General features: G+C 67.0%; 20 protein-coding genes. 10 read left to right on the forward strand and 10 right to left on the reverse strand.

The genetic code is table 11. The features are described 5' to 3' along the window. Positions 1-32: 32 nt before the first annotated feature. The 4 genes from folE to LT948_RS10690 form a co-directional block, all read right to left on the reverse strand. The gene (gene folE / locus LT948_RS10675; RefSeq protein WP_003087639.1) at positions 33-578 is read right to left on the reverse strand and encodes a GTP cyclohydrolase I FolE; all 546 of its coding nucleotides are present in this window, start codon (positions 576-578) and stop codon (positions 33-35) included. 77 nt (positions 579-655) lie between these two features. Continuing rightward, on the reverse strand, positions 656-1213 hold the full coding sequence (locus LT948_RS10680) for a Smr/MutS family protein (RefSeq protein ID WP_003087642.1): 558 nt from the start codon (positions 1211-1213) through the stop codon (positions 656-658). A 56-nt stretch (positions 1214-1269) separates the two neighbouring features. Next, a complete protein-coding gene (locus LT948_RS10685; RefSeq protein ID WP_003087644.1) occupies positions 1270-1590 on the reverse strand; it encodes a hypothetical protein in 321 nt (106 codons plus the stop codon). 172 nt (positions 1591-1762) lie between these two features. Continuing rightward, positions 1763-2359, reverse strand: coding sequence for a cysteine hydrolase family protein (locus LT948_RS10690; protein ID WP_003110433.1), 597 nt, complete (start codon positions 2357-2359; stop codon positions 1763-1765). A 170-nt stretch (positions 2360-2529) separates the two neighbouring features. Here LT948_RS10690 and prmB point away from each other — a divergent pair, with 170 nt between their 5' ends. Then, positions 2530-3444 (forward strand): 50S ribosomal protein L3 N(5)-glutamine methyltransferase, encoded by a 915-nt coding sequence (gene prmB / locus LT948_RS10695; protein WP_003087648.1) that lies wholly within the window; start codon positions 2530-2532, stop codon positions 3442-3444. A 24-nt stretch (positions 3445-3468) separates the two neighbouring features. Here the strand turns inward: prmB and LT948_RS10700 are convergent, their stop codons facing one another. Both LT948_RS10700 and LT948_RS10705 read right to left on the reverse strand, forming a co-directional pair. After that, positions 3469-4248, reverse strand: coding sequence for a hypothetical protein (locus LT948_RS10700; protein ID WP_003087649.1), 780 nt, complete (start codon positions 4246-4248; stop codon positions 3469-3471). 77 nt (positions 4249-4325) lie between these two features. Further along, positions 4326-5309 (reverse strand): alpha/beta hydrolase, encoded by a 984-nt coding sequence (locus LT948_RS10705; RefSeq protein ID WP_003132885.1) that lies wholly within the window; start codon positions 5307-5309, stop codon positions 4326-4328. A gap of 107 nt (positions 5310-5416) precedes the next feature. On the opposite strand from LT948_RS10705, the gene aroC reads away from it, so the two are divergent. From aroC to LT948_RS10735, 6 genes are all read left to right on the forward strand, one after another. Beyond that, on the forward strand, positions 5417-6508 hold the full coding sequence (gene aroC, locus LT948_RS10710) for a chorismate synthase (protein WP_003087653.1): 1092 nt from the start codon (positions 5417-5419) through the stop codon (positions 6506-6508). Positions 6509-6551: 43 nt separating this feature from the next. Continuing rightward, complete coding sequence (locus tag LT948_RS10715) at positions 6552-7703, forward strand: MFS transporter (RefSeq protein ID WP_003087654.1); 1152 nt, start codon at positions 6552-6554, stop codon at positions 7701-7703. Further along, the gene (locus tag LT948_RS10720; RefSeq protein WP_003103182.1) at positions 7700-8317 is read left to right on the forward strand and encodes a methylthioribulose 1-phosphate dehydratase; all 618 of its coding nucleotides are present in this window, start codon (positions 7700-7702) and stop codon (positions 8315-8317) included. The genes LT948_RS10715 and LT948_RS10720 overlap by 4 nt, the downstream gene beginning before the upstream one ends. Then, entirely contained in the window at positions 8314-8859 is a 546-nt protein-coding gene (locus tag LT948_RS10725; protein WP_003087656.1) for a 1,2-dihydroxy-3-keto-5-methylthiopentene dioxygenase, read from the forward strand. The genes LT948_RS10720 and LT948_RS10725 overlap by 4 nt, the downstream gene beginning before the upstream one ends. A gap of 71 nt (positions 8860-8930) precedes the next feature. Next, positions 8931-9608, forward strand: a complete 678-nt coding sequence (gene mtnC / locus LT948_RS10730; protein ID WP_003087657.1) for an acireductone synthase — start codon at positions 8931-8933, stop codon at positions 9606-9608. A 48-nt stretch (positions 9609-9656) separates the two neighbouring features. Further along, positions 9657-9848 carry a PLDc N-terminal domain-containing protein gene (locus LT948_RS10735; protein WP_003087658.1) on the forward strand — a complete coding sequence of 64 codons (192 nt, stop codon included), beginning with the start codon at positions 9657-9659 and terminating at the stop codon, positions 9846-9848. Between the two features lie 15 nt (positions 9849-9863). Here the strand turns inward: LT948_RS10735 and LT948_RS10740 are convergent, their stop codons facing one another. Further along, positions 9864-10757: a DNA-3-methyladenine glycosylase family protein gene (locus tag LT948_RS10740; protein ID WP_003087659.1), complete on the reverse strand. Its 894-nt coding sequence runs from the start codon at positions 10755-10757 to the stop codon at positions 9864-9866. Positions 10758-10905: 148 nt separating this feature from the next. On the opposite strand from LT948_RS10740, the gene speE reads away from it, so the two are divergent. The 3 genes from speE (at position 10906) to LT948_RS10755 (ending at position 14901) form a co-directional block, all read left to right on the forward strand. Beyond that, the gene (gene speE, locus LT948_RS10745) at positions 10906-11766 is read left to right on the forward strand and encodes a polyamine aminopropyltransferase (protein ID WP_003103196.1); all 861 of its coding nucleotides are present in this window, start codon (positions 10906-10908) and stop codon (positions 11764-11766) included. A 160-nt stretch (positions 11767-11926) separates the two neighbouring features. Further along, positions 11927-12796, forward strand: a complete 870-nt coding sequence (locus LT948_RS10750; RefSeq protein ID WP_003087664.1) for a YncE family protein — start codon at positions 11927-11929, stop codon at positions 12794-12796. 2 nt (positions 12797-12798) lie between these two features. Then, entirely contained in the window at positions 12799-14901 is a 2103-nt protein-coding gene (locus tag LT948_RS10755; protein ID WP_003087666.1) for an LTA synthase family protein, read from the forward strand. A gap of 105 nt (positions 14902-15006) precedes the next feature. On the opposite strand, the gene pscU is transcribed toward LT948_RS10755, so the two are convergent. Genes pscU through pscS form a run of 3 tightly spaced genes read right to left on the reverse strand, consistent with a single transcriptional unit; the run spans position 15007 to position 17104 of the window. Next, complete coding sequence (gene pscU / locus LT948_RS10760; protein ID WP_059298191.1) at positions 15007-16056, reverse strand: SctU family type III secretion system export apparatus subunit PscU; 1050 nt, start codon at positions 16054-16056, stop codon at positions 15007-15009. Next, positions 16053-16841 (reverse strand): SctT family type III secretion system export apparatus subunit PscT, encoded by a 789-nt coding sequence (gene pscT / locus LT948_RS10765; RefSeq protein WP_003132884.1) that lies wholly within the window; start codon positions 16839-16841, stop codon positions 16053-16055. The genes pscU and pscT overlap by 4 nt, the downstream gene beginning before the upstream one ends. After that, positions 16838-17104, reverse strand: a complete 267-nt coding sequence (gene pscS / locus LT948_RS10770; RefSeq protein ID WP_003087672.1) for a SctS family type III secretion system export apparatus subunit PscS — start codon at positions 17102-17104, stop codon at positions 16838-16840. Before pscS ends, pscT begins: the two co-directional genes overlap by 4 nt. Positions 17105-17106: the final 2 nt, after the last annotated feature.

The following is a 17106-nucleotide window of genomic DNA, read 5'->3' on the forward strand; positions in this document are numbered from 1 at the left end:
AGGGGCCGGTTCTTTCGCCAGCGGACCTGGCCTCAGCGGATCAGGCTGAGGAATTCGCTGCGGGTGGCGGCGTTGTCGCGGAATTCGCCGAGCATCACCGAAGTGACCATGGACGAGTTCTGCTTTTCCACGCCGCGCATCATCATGCACATGTGCTGGGCCTGGATCACCACCGCGACGCCGAGGGCGCCGGTGACCTGCTGGACCGCCTCGGCGATCTGCCGGCTCATGTTCTCCTGGATCTGCAGGCGGCGGGCGTACATGTCGACGATCCGCGCGACCTTCGACAGGCCGAGCACCTTGCCGTTCGGAATATAGGCCACGTGGGCCTTGCCGATGAAGGGCAGCAGGTGGTGCTCGCAGAGCGAGTACAGCTCGATGTCCTTGACCAATACCATTTCGCTGTTGTCGGAGCTGAACAGGGCACCGTTGACGACTTCTTCCAGGCTCTGTTGGTAGCCGCGGCACAGGTACTTCATGGCCTTGGCGGCACGCTTGGGCGTGTCCAGCAGACCTTCGCGGTTAACGTCCTCGCCGAGCTGAGTGAGGATCGAGGAGTAGTGTTGTTCCAGGGACATGAGCGTTCCAGTCAGACGATTACCAGCGCGGAGGGTAGGACGTCGCCGGGCCGCTGGCAAGACTCGGCGCTTGCCGGCTACTCGTCGCGGCCTTCGAGCATGGTCCTGCGCAGCATCACGTAGACCGAACCGGTGCCGCCGTGGCGTGGCAGGCAGGAGGTGAAACCGAGCACCTGCGGGTGCTGGCGCAACCAGGTATTGACGTGGCTTTTCACCAGCGGGCTGCGTCCGTCCTTGCGCGCGGCCTTGCCATGGGTCACGCGCACGCAGCGGATTTCCAGGCGGGTGGCCTCTGCAAGGAAGTCCCATAGCGTCTGCCGGGCCTTCTCCACGCTCATGCCGTGCAGGTCGAGGCTACCGTCGAAGGGCACCAGGCCCTGCTTGAGCTTGCGCAACTGGCTTTCCTGGACGCCGTCGCGGGCCCAGGACAGCTCGTCCTCGGGGCCGACGTCGATGACGAACTGGTCGGACAGGCCGTCGACGCGGATTTCGTCGTTGCGCACGCTGGCATTGAGCTGGCGCTGCTTGAGTTGCTGGCGGTCGTTGCGAGGTTTGCCGGTATCGGCTCGATCGACCGAGATGCGCTTGACGCCGCGCATCTCGCTCTTGAACAGGGAAAAGTCGTCGTCTTGCATGGGAGCCTCCGCGAAGCGGCGCAGTTTACCGGATCGGCCGCACGCCGGCAGCCCGCTCAGTCGCGCTTTTTCATCAGGTTCGGCGACAGGCTCAGGTCGCTGTTGCGGCGGCTGCGACGGCGGCTGAAACGCCAGAAGAACACGCCGAGGCAGAGCGACAGCAGGCCAAGGGCCAGCAATACGCCGCCGGCGGCGGGTTCGATATGCAGCATGCCGACAGCCGGCTGGCGGCCGATCAAGGCCGAGGTGCCGGCCAGCGACAGCAGCACGCCCAGGCTCGCCACCAGGGCCGCGAACGCCGCCGCCAGGCGCCAGCGCCAGACTCTCGGCCGGCGCGGGCGCAGCCGGCGCGCATCGAAACTATCGGACAGCTTCATCCCGACTTCCTCGTGTGTCATCGGGGCTAGGACCGGAACCTTCCGGCCGGGTTCCCGGATTCCCGGGAGCCGTGGGCAAACCGTGCGCCGCTCGTCTTCTCGCCGCAAGCCATGGCCCTGCAGGCAGACTAGTCCTCCGCAGGGCGGGGCGGGAGGGCGGCTGGATGGGCGGTCAGAGCAGGTCCCGGGCCTGGGCGACGATCGCCGCGAAGTTGTCGCCGAGGGCGGCGATCTCGGCGCGTTGCAGGTCCGCGGCGCTCAGGACCCCGCCGTTCAGGGTGGGTATGTCGCGGGTGGCGCAGGCGCTGTCGGCGAGGGTGCAGCGGTAGCCGTAGTCCTTGGCCGCGCGCACGGTGGTGCTGACGCTGGAATGGGTCATGAAACCGCAGACGATCAGGTCGAGACGGCCGTGGTTCTGCAGCAGGTCGTGCAGCTCGGTGCCGGAGAAGGCATTGGGCAGGCGTTTCTCCACGACCTTTTCCCCGGCTTCCGGTTGCAGTTCCGGGAGGAACTGGCCGCGCGGACCCTGCGGATCGAACAGGCCACCCTGGATACCCAGGTGGCGCACATGCACGATGGGCGTACCGTTGGCGCGGGCTGCCTGCACCAGCACGCCGATTTCCGCGGCGGCAGCGTCCAGGCCTGGCAGGCTCAGGGCGCCGCTGCGGTACTCTTCCTGGGCATCGATGATCAGCAAGGTGCTCTGCCGAAGGGGGGCTGGCGGGTAGCCGCGTCCGCTGATCTGCAAAAGGGTGAGCGGATGAGGCATGTCACTACTCCTGAGAAGGCACATGCCTTTCATTCTGGCCCCTATCGGCGAGCCTGTGAACCTTTGCCGCATGCGCACTAAAGTGGTATGGACTTCCCGCGCTGGAGGCCAGCTCCGGCGCGATCGGCTAGAATGTCGCCCTTTTGTGCGTTGCGAGGAGCAATTCCGTCATGTCCGAGTCCCGTCTGCTCACCCTGCGCGACTACATCCGCTGGGCTGTCAGCCGTTTCCACGCCGCCGGCCTGTTCTTCGGTCACGGCACCGACAATGCCTGGGACGAGGCGCGCCACCTGGTTCTGGGCTCCCTGCACCTTCCCTGGGAAATTTCTGACAGCTACCTGGATTGCCGCCTGGAAGACGATGAACGCGCCGAGTTGGCGGAGATCCTCCGGCGGCGCATCGAGGAACGGATTCCGGCGGCCTACCTGCTGGGCGAAGCCTGGTTCTGCGGGATTCCCTTCAGCGTCGACGAACGCGTGCTGGTGCCGCGCTCGCCTATCGCCGAACTTATCGAACAGCGCTTCGCGCCCTGGCTGCCGGCCGAGCCGGCGCGAATCCTCGACCTCTGCACCGGTTCCGGCTGCATCGGCATCGCCTGCGCCTATGCGTTCGAGCAGGCGGAGGTGGTGCTCGCCGACCTGTCCTTCGATGCGCTGGAGGTGGCCAACGTCAATATCGAGCGCCACGACCTCGGCGAGCGGGTCTACACCGTCCAGGGCGACGGTTTCGCCGGGCTTCCCGGCCAGCGCTTCGACCTGATCGTGTCCAATCCGCCCTACGTGGATGCCGAGGATTTCGCCGACATGCCGGCGGAGTTCCATCATGAGCCTGAACTCGGCCTGGCCTGCGGCGACGACGGCCTGGACCTGGTGCGACGGATGCTCGCCGAGGCGGCCGACCACCTCAGCGAGAAAGGCCTGCTGATCGTCGAGGTGGGCAACAGCGAGGTCCATGTGCAGGCGCTGTATCCGGAAGTGGACTTCACCTGGCTGGAGTTCGAGCACGGCGGCCACGGGGTGTTCATGCTGTCCGCCGCGCAGTGCCGCGAGCACCGGGAACTGTTCCGTTCGCGCTTGGAAAAGTGATCGGAGGCGGCTGGTGCCGCCGGTTCAGTGAGTGGCGATCCAGATCAGCAGGCCGGCCTGGAACACCGCGAAGGCGGTCAGGCAGGCGATGGTGAAGCGCAAGCTGGTGTCGTCGCGGCGGTAGTGGTTGATGCGCTGTTCCAGTTGGCGGATCTCCGCATCCTGGGCCTGCAGGGTCTGCTCGGCCTGTTCCAGCATCGCCGCGGCGTCCAGCAGCGGCACGATCTGCACCTTGTCCTTGTGCCAATCGCTGTGCAGCTCGCTGACCCGGCCGGCGCTGTAGCGGGCCTTGAGCAACCGCTGGTCCTCATAGCTGACGTCGAAGCCCTGGGCGCGGATGAAATGGTCGCGGCGCAGGCGTGCGTCTTCGGTCAGGCCATCCTTCAGCGCCAGTGCGCCGCCTTCCACCTTGTAGTGGGCCCAGCGTCGTTGCGCCCAGGCGATCGCCTGGGCCAGCAGGAAACGGCCCAGCCCGCGGTTCAAGGGTTCAAGGCTGAGCCCGGCGTCCGAGCCGAAACGCACTTCCTTGTTGCGATGATCGGCCCAGACCTCCAGCAGGTTCTGCTCCTTGCGCAGCATCAGGCCTGGCACCTGGATGCTCAGGCGCAGCAGGCTCTGGTCCGCGCTGTGCCGTTCGACCCTGCCGAGCTGGACGAAGCGCAGGGGGCGGGCGCCGGTCGCGCGGTCGGTGGGCAGCGGCGCCAGGCGGAGCAGGCGGAAATGCTCCGGCGCCAGTTCGGCCCAGGGGTGCGGCGGTTTCTTCTCGGCTTCTTCTGCGGCCGGTTGGGTATCGCTATCGATCATCGGACATCCTCTGGCCGGCCGCCTTCACGGGCCGGCTTTCAGAACTTGTCGGCGCGGGAAGCGATTTCTGTAGCGGCTCAGCGGCCTTTTTCCGCGTCTGCGCCGCGCAGGATGAAGCGGCTGACCGCCTCGACCAGTTGCCGGGCCAGCGGCAGGTTCGGGTCGTTGTAGGCGGAAAGCTGCTGCAGACCGGTGCTCGGGGCGATCCGCAGGATGTGGTTCATGCCGTCGATGAGCACCAGTTGCGAGTCGGGCTTGGCCCGCTGGAGCGCCTTGGCGTCGGCGACGCCGACCTGGATGTCATTGCGGCCCTGGACGATCAGGGTCGGGATGCGCAGGCGGCCGAACGCGCGGGCCGGGTCTTCGCGGAACAGCGAGATCAGGTACGGCTGCACGCTGGGTCGGAGCAGGCTGGAGAGCGCCGGCGGGATATCGCTGCGGGTCTCGCCGGCCTTCAGCGAAGCCAGCACCGAGTCGGCCTGGCGCAGTTGCGCCGGCGGCAGGCGACCGCGCAGTTGCTCGCGCAACACCCGGTCGATGGGTTGGCCGCTGCCGGCGATGGCGATCAATTCCTCGGCCGGCGTGCGAGGCGCCGCCAGGCTGGCGATCAGCGCGCCTTCGCTATGGCCGACCAGGATCAGCCGGGAGAAGCGCGGGTCGCGGGCCAGCCGCTCGCTCCAGGCGACCACGTCGTCGACATAGGCGCCGACGCTGAGGTCTTCCTCGCGCGGCGCCGCCGCCAGGCTGCGGGCGACTCCACGCTTGTCGTAGCGCACGCTGGCGATTCCGCGTTCGGCCAGGGCCTCGGCGAGACGCAGCAGGTAGCGGTTGTTGCCGCCGAAGGGGTTGTTGCCGTCGCGGTCGGTGGGACCGGAGCCGGCGACCAGCAGGACCACCGGCGGCGGCACGGCGCTGCGCGGCAGCAGCAAGGAGCCGCGCAGCACGCCGTGCCCGGTGTCCAGGTCGTAGGGGCGGTGCAGGATGCTGTTGGGAGCGGCGTGGGCCAGGCTGGCGAGCAGGCAGAACAGGGCGAGGAGGGCGCGCGGCATGGAGGTCTTCATGGGCCGATGATAGCGCTTTGATCGCGTCCTCCGGGGAAGGTTCGCAGGCCCGTCCTTGACGGGTATACTCCGATGTCTTTCCCTCTCGTCCTCACGCGGAGCCTCGCATGTCCGGCAACACCTACGGCAAGCTCTTCACCGTCACCACCGCAGGCGAAAGCCACGGCCCGGCGCTGGTCGCCATCGTCGATGGGTGCCCCCCGGGGCTGGAACTGTCCGCCCGGGACCTGCAACGCGACCTCGACCGGCGCAAGCCCGGCACCAGCCGGCACACCACCCAGCGCCAGGAAGCCGACGAGGTGGAGATTCTTTCCGGGGTGTTCGAGGGCAAGACCACCGGCACGCCGATCGGCCTGCTGATCCGCAACACCGACCAGAAGTCCAAGGACTACTCGGCGATCAAGGACCTGTTCCGCCCGGCCCACGCCGACTACACCTACCACCACAAGTACGGCGTGCGCGACTACCGCGGCGGCGGCCGTTCTTCGGCGCGCGAGACCGCCATGCGCGTGGCCGCCGGGGCTATCGCCAAGAAATACCTGGCGGGCCTGGGCATCCAGGTGCGCGGCTACATGAGCCAGCTCGGGCCGATCGAGATTCCGTTCAGGAGCTGGGACAGCGTCGAGCAGAATGCCTTCTTCAGCCCCGACCCGGACAAGGTGCCGGAGCTGGAGGCCTACATGGACCAATTGCGCCGCGACCAGGATTCGGTCGGGGCGAAGATCACCGTGGTTGCCGAAGGCGTGCCGCCGGGCCTGGGCGAGCCGATCTTCGACCGCCTGGACGCCGAACTGGCGCATGCGCTGATGAGCATCAACGCGGTGAAGGGCGTGGAGATCGGCGCCGGCTTCGCCAGCATCGCCCAGCGCGGCACCGAGCACCGCGACGAACTGACCCCGCAAGGCTTCCTGTCGAACAATGCCGGCGGCATCCTCGGCGGGATCTCCTCCGGCCAGCCGATCGTCGCCCACCTGGCGCTGAAGCCGACCTCCAGCATCACCACTCCCGGCCGTTCGATCGATACCGCCGGCGAGCCGGTGGACATGATCACCAAGGGCCGTCACGACCCGTGCGTCGGCATCCGCGCCACGCCGATCGCCGAGGCGATGATGGCCATCGTCCTGCTCGACCAGTTGCTGCGCCAGCGTGGGCAGAACGCCGACGTGCGCGTCGACACGCCGGTCCTGCCGCAGCTGTGAGGGCTGTGGCAGGCCGCGGTGCGGGACGGGTGAACGGCGGATCGTGACCAGCGCGGTTCCCTACTGGCGCCTGTCCAGCTTCTATTTCTTCTATTTCAGCCTGCTCGGCGCCACGGCGCCGTTCCTCGCCCTGTATTTCCATCACCTGGGCTTCCCCAGCCCGCGCATCGGCGAGCTGGTGGCGATTCCCATGCTGATGCGTTGCGTCGCGCCCAACCTGTGGGGCTGGCTGGGCGACCGCAGCGGCCAGCGCCTGGCCATCGTGCGCTTCGGCGCGGTATGCACGGCGCTGGGCTTCTCGCTGATCTTCGTCAGCCACAGCTACGCCTGGCTGGCCTTGGTGATGGCGTTGCACGCGTTCTTCTGGCACGCCGTGCTGCCGCAGTTCGAGGTCATCACCCTGGCCCACCTGCGCGAGCGCAGCGCCAGCTACAGCCGGATTCGCCTGTGGGGCTCGATCGGTTTCATCTGCACCGTGGTCGGTCTCGGCGCGCTGTTCGAGCGCCTGAGCCTGGATGTCTACCCGGCGACGCTGCTGGGTATCATGCTCGGCATCGTGCTGTGCAGCTGGTGGGTGCCCAATGCCCAGCCGGCCCATCGCGAACCGCGCGAAGGCGAGGGCGGCTTCCTCGCCCAGTTGCGCCAGCCGGGCGTGCTGGCGTTCTACCTGTGCGTGTGCCTGATGCAGCTGTCCCATGGGCCGTACTACACCTTCCTGACCCTGCACCTGGAATCGCTGGGCTACAGCCGGGCGCTGATCGGTCTGCTCTGGGCGCTGGGGGTGGTCGCCGAGGTCATGTTGTTCCTCGCCATGCCACGCCTGCTGCAACGTTTCAGCCTGCGCCAGGTGCTGGCCGCGAGCTTCCTGCTGGCGTCGCTGCGCTGGCTGCTTCTCGGCAACCTGGCCGACAGCCTGGCGCTGCTGGTCTTTGCCCAGACGCTGCATGCCGCCACCTTCGGCAGTTTTCATGCGGCTGCCATCCATTTCGTGCAGCGTAGCTTCGGCCCGCGCCAGCAGGGTCAGGGCCAGGCCCTGTATGCTGCGCTGGCCGGTACCGGCGGAGCCCTGGGCGCGCTGTATTCCGGCTATAGCTGGAACAGCCTGGGCCCTGCCTGGACCTTCGCCATCGCCAGCCTGGCAGCCTTGCTGGCAGCCGCTATCATCAGTACCCGTTTGCAAGAGGTGCGGGCATGAACGACAACCGTGAACAGCTGACCCAGCAGATCATCGACGCCGGCCGGTTCCTCTACGGCCGCGGCTGGTCGCCGGCAACCAGCAGCAACTACTCCGCGCGCCTGGACGAACAGCGCGCGCTGCTCACCGTCTCGGGCAAGCACAAGGGCCAGTTGGGCTTCGACGACGTGCTGGCCACCGACCTGGCCGGCAACAGCCTGGAACCGGGCAAGAAACCCTCGGCGGAGACCCTCCTGCACACCCAGCTGTATGCCTGGAACCCGGCGATCGGCGCGGTGCTGCATACCCACTCGGTGAATGCCACCGTGCTTTCCCGCCTGGTTCGCGGCGACCGCCTGGTGCTGCAGGACTACGAACTGCAGAAGGCCTTCGCCGGGGTCACCACCCACGAAGGCCAGGTCGAGGTGCCGATCTTCGACAACGACCAGGACATCGCCCGCCTGGCCAGCCGCGTGCAGCCCTGGCTGGAGGCGCATCCGCACTGCCCGGGGTATTTGATCCGCGGCCACGGGCTGTACACTTGGGGCGCGCGCATGAGCGATGCCCTGCGTCAGGTGGAAGCTTTCGAGTTTCTGTTCGAGTGTGAACTGAAAGTACTGAGTCTGAGCCGATGAGCAGCCTTACCGTCTATCACGAGAACCAGCCGGAGCAGCCGCTGAAGCTGCTGACCCATGCCGAGGACATCGCTTCGACCCTGGCCGAGGTCGGCGTCCGTTTCGAACGCTGGGAAGCCGCCGCGCCCATCGCCGCCGGCGCCAGCCAGGACGAGGTGATCGCCGCCTACGCCCACGAGATCGAGCGGCTCAAGCGCGAGCGCGGCTACATCACCGTGGACGTGGTCAGCCTGAACAGCGACCACCCGCAGAAGGCCGAATTGCGCGCCAAGTTCCTCGACGAGCACCGCCATGGCGAAGACGAGGTGCGCTTCTTCGTCGCCGGGCGCGGCCTGTTCGTCCTGCATATCGAGGAGCATGTCTACGCCGTGCTCTGCGAGCGCAACGACCTGATCTCGGTGCCGGCCGGCACGCGCCACTGGTTCGACATGGGCGAGCACCCGCATTTCGTCGCCGTGCGCCTGTTCAACAACCCGGAGGGCTGGGTCGCCCAGTTCACCGGCGACGACATCGCCAGCCGCTTCCCCCTGCTGGAAGACTGAGCGAGGCGCCGTCCCATCCGTCACCATCCGCGCCCCCGGTCCTGCCGGGGGCGGTTTCATCCGGAGTCCGCATGACCATCAAAGCCATCCTCACCGACATCGAAGGCACCACCAGCGCGGTCAGCTTCGTTTTCGACGTGCTGTTTCCCTATGCCGCCCGGCACCTGCCGGACTTCGTCCGCGAACACGCCGGGGAGCCCGAGGTAGCCGCGCAACTGGCGGCGGTGCGTGCCGAGAGCGGTGAGGCGGACGCCGATGTCGAGCGGGCGATCGCGATCCTCCTGCAATGGATCGCCGAGGACCGCAAGGCGACGCCGCTGAAGGCCCTGCAAGGCATGGTCTGGGCCCAGGGCTACCGCGACGGTCAATTGAAGGGCCACGTCTACCCGGACGCGGTACAGGCGCTGCGCGAGTGGAAGGCCCGTGGGCTGGACCTGTACGTCTATTCCTCCGGCTCGATCCAGGCGCAGAAGCTGATCTTCGGCTGTTCCGAGGCCGGCGACCTGGGCCCGCTGTTTTCCGGCTACTTCGACACTACCAGCGGGCCGAAGCGGGAAAGCGCCTCCTATGCGCGGATCGCCGGGGCCATCGGCCTGCCGGCCGCGGAAATCCTTTTCCTTTCCGACGTGGTGCAGGAGCTGGATGCCGCGCGCGACGCGGGCATGCGCACGCTCGGCCTGGCCCGCGAAGGCGGCAGCCTGGACGGCCATCCGACGGTGGCCAGCTTCGCCGACATCGTCGTGGAGTGAGCGCGCCGGCTATCCTGAGGGAACACTCTTGCTCGGGAGCATCGCGCCATGGGGTCCACCCTCAGCGGGCTGATCAGCCTGGTCATCCTGGCCCTGGATATCTGGGCCATCGTCAACATCCTGAAAAGCACTGCGGAAACCGGGATGAAGATCATCTGGGTCCTGGTGATCATCGTCCTGCCGGTGCTCGGCCTGATCATCTGGGCCATCGCCGGCCCGCGCGGCAACGTCAGGCTGTAGCCTCCCGCCGCGGCGCTAGCCGCCTGCGGCGTAGTGGTGCCACAGGTGGATCGCGGCGTAGGCGCGCCAAGGCCGCCAGGCCTCGGCGCGGGCCTTGAGGCTGCGCGCATCGATGCCTTGCGGCCCCCAGACCGTGGATTTCAGCAGGCCGAGGTCGGCGGCGGGGAAGGCGTCGGCTTCGCCCATGGCACGCAGGGCTATGTATTCGGCGGTCCAGGGGCCGATGCCGGGCAACGCGCAGAGGCGCTCCACCAGCGCCTCGGGGCCGTCCGCCAGGTCCAGGCTCAGCTCTCCCGAGGCGATCGCCGCGGCGAAGCGTTGCAGCGTCTGTACCCGCTTGCCGGGCATGCCGATGCCGTCGAGGTTGGCTTGCGCCAGCGCGGCGGGTGTCGGGAACAGGTGGCTGATGCCGTCGTAGCCGAGATTTTCCAGCGGCTCGCCGAGGCGCTGGATCAGGCGCCCGGTGATGGTCACCGCGGCCTTCACCGTGACCTGCTGGCCGACGATGGCGCGCACCGCCTGTTCGAAGGGGTCGAAGGCCACCGGCAGGCGCAGCCCCGGATTGGCGGCCACCAGCGGGCCGAGCAGGGGATCCCCGGCGAAATGCCGGGCGATGGCGGCCGGGTCGCTGTCCAGATCGAACATCCGGCGGACCCGTGCCTCGAGTTCGGCGGCCAGGGCATGGGCGGACGGGCTGAGGCTCAGCGCCAGGACCTGGCGTTCCGCCAGCGGTCGCACCTCGAACCAGGCCGGGCGGCCGTTGGCCCGGAAGCTGCGGGCATAGTGGTCGTCGCCCAGGCTTTCGACACCGGCGAGCAGGCGCAGGGCGAAATGCTGGTGGAACTGGCGCCATTCCCAGGGCGACTGGTAGGGCAGGTGCAGGACGAGGGGAGAGGTAGGCTGGCTCATGGGCAGACGATACCCGTCCGGCGCATCCGGCGCCATCCGCCGGCGGGGTTCGACCTGTCATTGCCGCCAGCGTAGAATGCGCGCCTTTCTTCGCGGCGCGGGCAAGTCCCGCTGCCAGATTGCAGCCTTACCAGGGAGATCCCGGCCCATGAGCGATTATCAGGAAACTCTGTACCAGGGCTACGGCCAGCGCTTCAGCATCGACAACATGCTGCATGAGGTGCGCACCGAGCACCAGCACCTGGTGATTTTCGAAAACGCCCGGATGGGCCGGGTGATGGCGCTCGACGGAGTGATCCAGACCACCGAGGCCGACGAGTTCATCTACCACGAGATGCTCACCCACGTGCCGATCCTCGCCCACGGCGCGGCCCGGCGCGTGTTGATCATCGGCGGCGGCGACGGCGGCATGCTGCGCGAGGTGGCCAAGCACAAGAGCGTCGAGCGGATCACCATGGTCGAGATCGACGGCACCGTGGTCGACATGTGCAAGGAGTTCCTGCCCAACCACTCCCAGGGCGCCTTCGACGACCCGCGGCTGAACCTGGTGATCGACGACGGCATGCGCTTCGTGGCTACCACGGAAGAACGCTTCGACGTGATCATCTCCGACTCCACCGACCCGATCGGCCCTGGCGAGGTGCTGTTCTCCGAGAACTTCTACCAGGCCTGCCGGCGCTGCCTGAACGAGGGCGGCATCCTGGTCACCCAGAACGGCACGCCGTTCATGCAACTGGAGGAAGTGCGCACCACCGCCGCACGTACCGACGGGCTGTTCGCCGACTGGCATTTCTACCAGGCGGCGGTGCCGACCTATATCGGCGGCGCCATGACCTTCGCCTGGGGTTCGACTCGCGAAGGCCTGCGTCGCCTTCCGCTGGAAACGCTGCGCCAGCGCTTCCGCGACAGCGGCATCGCCACCCGCTACTACAACGCCGATATCCACCTGGGCGCGTTTGCTCTGCCGCAGTACGTGCTGCAGGCCATCGGCAAGCAGGACAACGACTGACGCTTCACCGGGAAGGGCCGCAAGGCCCTTTTTCATGCGTCGCTCCGACATCCCCTGTTACTGCCAGCTAACATTTTTTTCACAATCGATCCGGGAAAATCTGCGCGCTTTTTTCCGTTGCCATGGCTATAAATGGCAGTTTTGTCCTTGAGTGCATCGAATGCTGACCAAACGATTGCGCCAGAGCGGCGTAGTAGTCTCCTGCCTGCTCGGTAGCGTCCTCTTCATCGCCCTGGCCTTCCTCGGCTGGCAACGTTTCGCCCCGGCGGCCACCGTATCCGGCTGGACCTACCGGGTAGTGCTCGAGGACATTCCCCACGTCAGCGCCCTGGCCCGCGACCCGGACGGCCTGCTTTACGTGAGCCAGGAGTTGCAGGACGGCAAGGGCCTGGTGTTCCGCATCGCCGCCGATGGCAGCCGCGATACGGTGCTCGACGGGCTGTCCAAGCCCGACGGCATGGCCAGCTTCCGCGACGGCATCGCGATCAGCCAGGAGCAGGGCGCCTCGCCGGTGTTCTGGTGGCATGCCCAGCAGGCCCGGCCGCTGTTCGACGGCATCCAGGTGGAGGGCGTCGCCAGCGACGGCCGCTACCTGTACGCCGCCGAGGATCGCGACCTGGACGGGCGGATTCTCCGCTACGACCCGGAGACCGGCGGACTGACGGTACTGCGCGAGGGATTGCAGCGCTCCGAAGGGGTGGCCGCCTGCCCGGACGGAAGCGTCTTCTACACGGAAAAGAAACGTGGCCACGTCATGCGTCTGCATGAGGGGGCCGAGGACGAGGTGGTGCTGAACGGACTGAATGCACCGAGCTTTTTGCTGTGCGACAGCGAAGGCCTGTGGATCACCGAGGACTCGACGCATAACGCGCGAGCCTTGCTGCTGCCGCCCGACGGGCCGCTGCAGGTGATCGTACGGCGCCTGCGTTCCGCACAGTCCCTACTGCCCATCGGGCCCGGCCGCTACCTGCTGGCCGAGCAGGGGCGGGACCGCATTCTCGAAATCGAACGACAGAAGAGCGAATTGTAAACATGGACCAAACGGAAGTCCGAACCACCCAATCGCCCCCACGGCTGTTCCAGCCCACCATCCGCAGCCACCTGGCGTTCACCGCGCTCAGCGCGCTGGTGCTGCTGGTCATGTTCAGCCTGCTGCGCCTGGCCTTGCTGATCTACAACCGCGAACTGATCGGCGCGACCCCGGCGAGCACCTTCCTCGAGGCGTTCGGCAACGGCGTGCGTTTCGACCTGCGGGTCGTCGTCTATGCCGTGGCGCCGCTGGTGCTGTCGTTGTTCGCGGTACGCGCGATGGCCGCTCGCGGCCTGTTCCGTACATGGTTGACGCTGTTCGCCAGCATCACCCTGTTCCTCGGCGTACTCGAACTGGACTTCTACCGCGAGTTCCACCAGCGCCTGAACAGCCTGGTCTTCCAGTACATGTCGGAAGACCCGAAGACCGTCATGAGCATGCTCTGGTACGGCTTCCCGGTGGTCCGCTACCTGCTGGCCTGGGCCTTCGCCACCTGGGTGCTGTACCGGGTGTTCAAGGCCATCGACCTGGCGACCCGCCCGAGCCAGCGCAAGCCGCGCGAAGACAGCGTGATCGCCCGGCCGGGCGCTGCCGCGCCCTGGTACGTGCGCGGCGTGGTGCTGTTCCTCTGCGTGCTGGTCTGCGTCCTCGCCGCCCGCGGCACCCTGCGCCAGGGCCCGCCGCTGCGCTGGGGCGATGCCTTCACCACCGAATCCATGTTCGCCAACCAACTGGGCCTGAACGGCACCCTGACCCTGGTCAAGGCGGCCAAGGAGCGCTTCTCCGAAGACCGCGCGAACATCTGGAAGGCCACCCTGGACGACAAGGTCGCCCTGGAGACCACCCGGCAGATGTTGCTGACCCCCAACGACAAGCTGGTGGACGCCGACGAGGCCGCGGTGCGCCGCGAGTTCACCCCGCCGGCGGCGAACACCCTGCCGATCCGCAACGTGGTGGTGGTCCTGCTGGAAAGCTTCGCCGGCCACTATGTCGGCGCCCTGGGCGCGCCGGGCAACATCACGCCGTATTTCGACAAGCTGTCGAAGGAAGGCCTGCTGTTCACCCAGTTCTTCTCCAACGGCACCCATACCCACCAGGGCATGTTCGCCACCATGGCCTGCTTCCCCAACCTGCCGGGCTTCGAATACCTGATGCAAACCCCGGAGGGCGGCCACAAGTTCTCCGGCCTGCCGCAGTTGCTCAGCGCCCGCCAGTACGAGGACGTCTACGTCTACAACGGCGATTTCGCCTGGGACAACCAGTCCGGCTTCTTCAGCAACCAGGGCATGACCACCTTCATCGGCCGCAACGACTATGTCGACCCGGTGTTCTCCGATCCGACCTGGGGCGTCTCCGACCAGGACATGTTCGCCCGTGGCAACGAGGAGCTGGACAAGCTGGCGAGCACCGGCAAGCCGTTCTATGCGCTGTTGCAGAGCCTCTCCAACCACGTGCCCTACGCGTTGCCGAAGGACCTGCCGGTGGAGCGCGTGACCGGCTACGGTTCGCTCGACGAGCACCTGACCGCCATGCGCTATTCCGACTGGGCGCTGGGCCAGTTCTTCGAGAAGGCGAAGAAGTCGCCGTACTACAAGGACACCCTTTTCGTGGTGGTCGGCGACCATGGCTTCGGCAGCCCCGAGCAGCTCACCGAGATGGACCTGCACCGCTTCAACGTGCCGCTGCTGCTGATCGCCCCCGGCATCCAGGAGAAGTTCGGTACCCACCTGCCGACCGTCGGTACCCAGGTCGACATCGTGCCGACCATCATGGGCCTGCTCGGCGGCGAGACCGTCCACCAGTGCTGGGGCCGCGACCTGCTGAACCTGCCGGAAGGCGACAAGGGCTTCGGCGTGATCAAGCCGTCGGGCAGCGAGCAGAACGTCGCCATCGTCTCCGGCAACCGCATCCTGGTGCGGCCGAAGGACGGTGACGTGCGCGTCTACGATTACCAGCTGGGCGGCGATGCCAAGGCGGTGATCACCAAGGACGTACCGGACCAGGCCGAGCTACAGAAGAAGCTGGAGTCGTTCATCCAGACCGCGACCAAGAGCCTGCTGGAGAATACCGCGGGCGTGGTACACGGGATCCCGGACAAGGACTGACCCGTAGCAAGCATGAGAAAGGGGCCTTCGGGCCCCTTTTTTTCGGCGCCAGGTCGCAGCGTCTTGCGTTGCCGGTGCCGAGGCGGCCACCCTGCCCGATAGCGTTCAGGGTGTATCCGTCTGCTGGCTTTCCAGCCAGCGCAGGACTTCGGCGGTGGCCTGGATCAGGTCCGCCGGTATGTACTGGTCGACATTGCCGTCGCGCAGCAGCGCCCGTGCCAGCGGAACTCGTTGCAGCACCGGGATTCCTTCTTCCTCGGCGATGCGCCGGACCCGCAGGGCCAGGGCGTCGGTGTGCTTCAGGGTGATCAGCGGCAGGGGTGTTTCGCCGCGTCGATAGCGTATGCCGATGGCGACGTGGGTCGGGTTGGCGACGATCACCGAGGAACGCCGGACATCCGCGCGCAGGTTGCTCGATTGCAGTTCCTGATGGAATTGCCGGCGCTTGCTCTTGATCTCCGGGCTGCCCTCCATCTCCTTGTACTCGCGCCTCACTTCGTCCTTGCTCATGCGCAACTGCTTGTAGTGCTGGTGGCGTTCGAAGGCGTAGTCGGCGACGGCAATCGCCAGGAAGCCGACCGCGCAGACCAGCATCAGTTGCCTGAGCATCAGCCCGCTCACCGGTGCCACGCAGTCCAGCCCGCAGGCGGGAATCCGCAGGAGGCTGGCCAGGTTGCCCTGCAAGGTCAGCCAGACCAGCAGGGAGAGCAGGGCGACCTTCAGGGTCGACTTGAGGAACTCCACCAGGCTCCGGATCGAGAAGATCTTCTTCGCGCCCTCCACCGGGTTGATCTTCTTCAGGTCCGGCTTGACGCTGTCGAGGCTGAGCAGGAAGCCGTACTGGCCGACATGGCTGAGCACCACCACCAGCGCCGCGACCAGCAGGACCGGCGCCAGCAGGTAGAGGAGTTCCTGGAGAAGGTTCTCCAGGATGGTCTCCAGCGCCTGGCGAAACGGCAGGTCGATGTACTCGGCGGGCAGCAGGAGCAGCTTGCCGAGATGCTCCAGGTAGTAGTCGGAAAAGCCCATCAGCAGCGCCACCAGCGACAGGATCAACGCGCTGGAGACAATTTCCTTGCTCTTCACCACCTGGCCCTGCCGGCGGGCGTCGCGCAGCTTCTTCGCCGTGGGCTGCTCGGTCTTCTCGGCGCTCATGGCGTCTCCAGCACGGGACGCAGCAGGCGCAGCGGGTCGACGGCGAGCAGCAGGGCATCGTAGGCGTGCTCCATGAGGATGCCCAGGTAGAGCACCAGCAGCAGGCTGGCGACCAGGCTCTTGATCGGCATGGCGAGGATGAACACGTTCAGCGACGGGGCGAAGCGGCTGACCAGCGCCAGGCCGAACTCGGCGAGGAACATGGCGATCAGCAGCGGCGCGGCGAACAGCGCGCAGAGCATCAGCATCTGCGAGAACTGCGCGTAGAAGAATGCCACCCATTGGCTGCCGAACTGCGGGAAGAAACTGCTCACCGGCCAACTGGCATAGCTCCTGAACAGCGAGCCGACCAGCGCGAGGAAGGCGCCGCCGGAGAAGAACAGGGTGATCAGCGTCTGCGTCAGCAACAGCCCGGTGGGGCTGGTCTGGCTGCCCAGGCTGGGGTTGAGGGTCGAGGCGAGTGCCGCGCCACGCTGGTTGTCGATGATGAAGCCGGTCGCTTCCATGGCCCAGAAGGGAATGGTGGCGACGAAGCCGATGAGCAGGCCGAGCAGCACTTCCTTGCCGATCAGCAGGGCGATGTCCAGCGCGCCGAGGGCCGGCGGCAGGCTGCCGGCGACGATCGGGTAGGCGAACAGCGCCAGCGAGCAGGCCACGCCGTTGCGCACCAGGCCGCCGCCCAGGGTCTGCTTGGCCAGCACCGGCAGGACCACGAAGCAACTGATGATCCGCGGCAGCAGCAGGCTGTAGGTCAGCAGCAGTTGCTGCAGGTCCTGGACGCTCATCGCACCAGCGGCACCTTCAGCAGGGTCATTTCGGCGAAACGGTACAGCTCGCCGCCCAGCCAGCCGCTGGTGGCGAACAGTACCACCACCACGGCCACCAGCTTGGCGACGAAGCCGAGGGTCTGCTCCTGGATCTGGGTGAGTGCCTGGACCAGCGATACCAGGGTGCCGATCAGGGCCGCGACCAGTACCGGCGGCAGCGACAGGACCAGCACCAGCCACAGGGTCTGGTTGGTGAAGTGGAGGATGTCGGCGCTGCTCATGG

It is taken from the genome of Pseudomonas sp. CP-1 (assembly GCF_021213715.1).
GTDB classification, from domain to species: domain Bacteria; phylum Pseudomonadota; class Gammaproteobacteria; order Pseudomonadales; family Pseudomonadaceae; genus Pseudomonas; species Pseudomonas aeruginosa.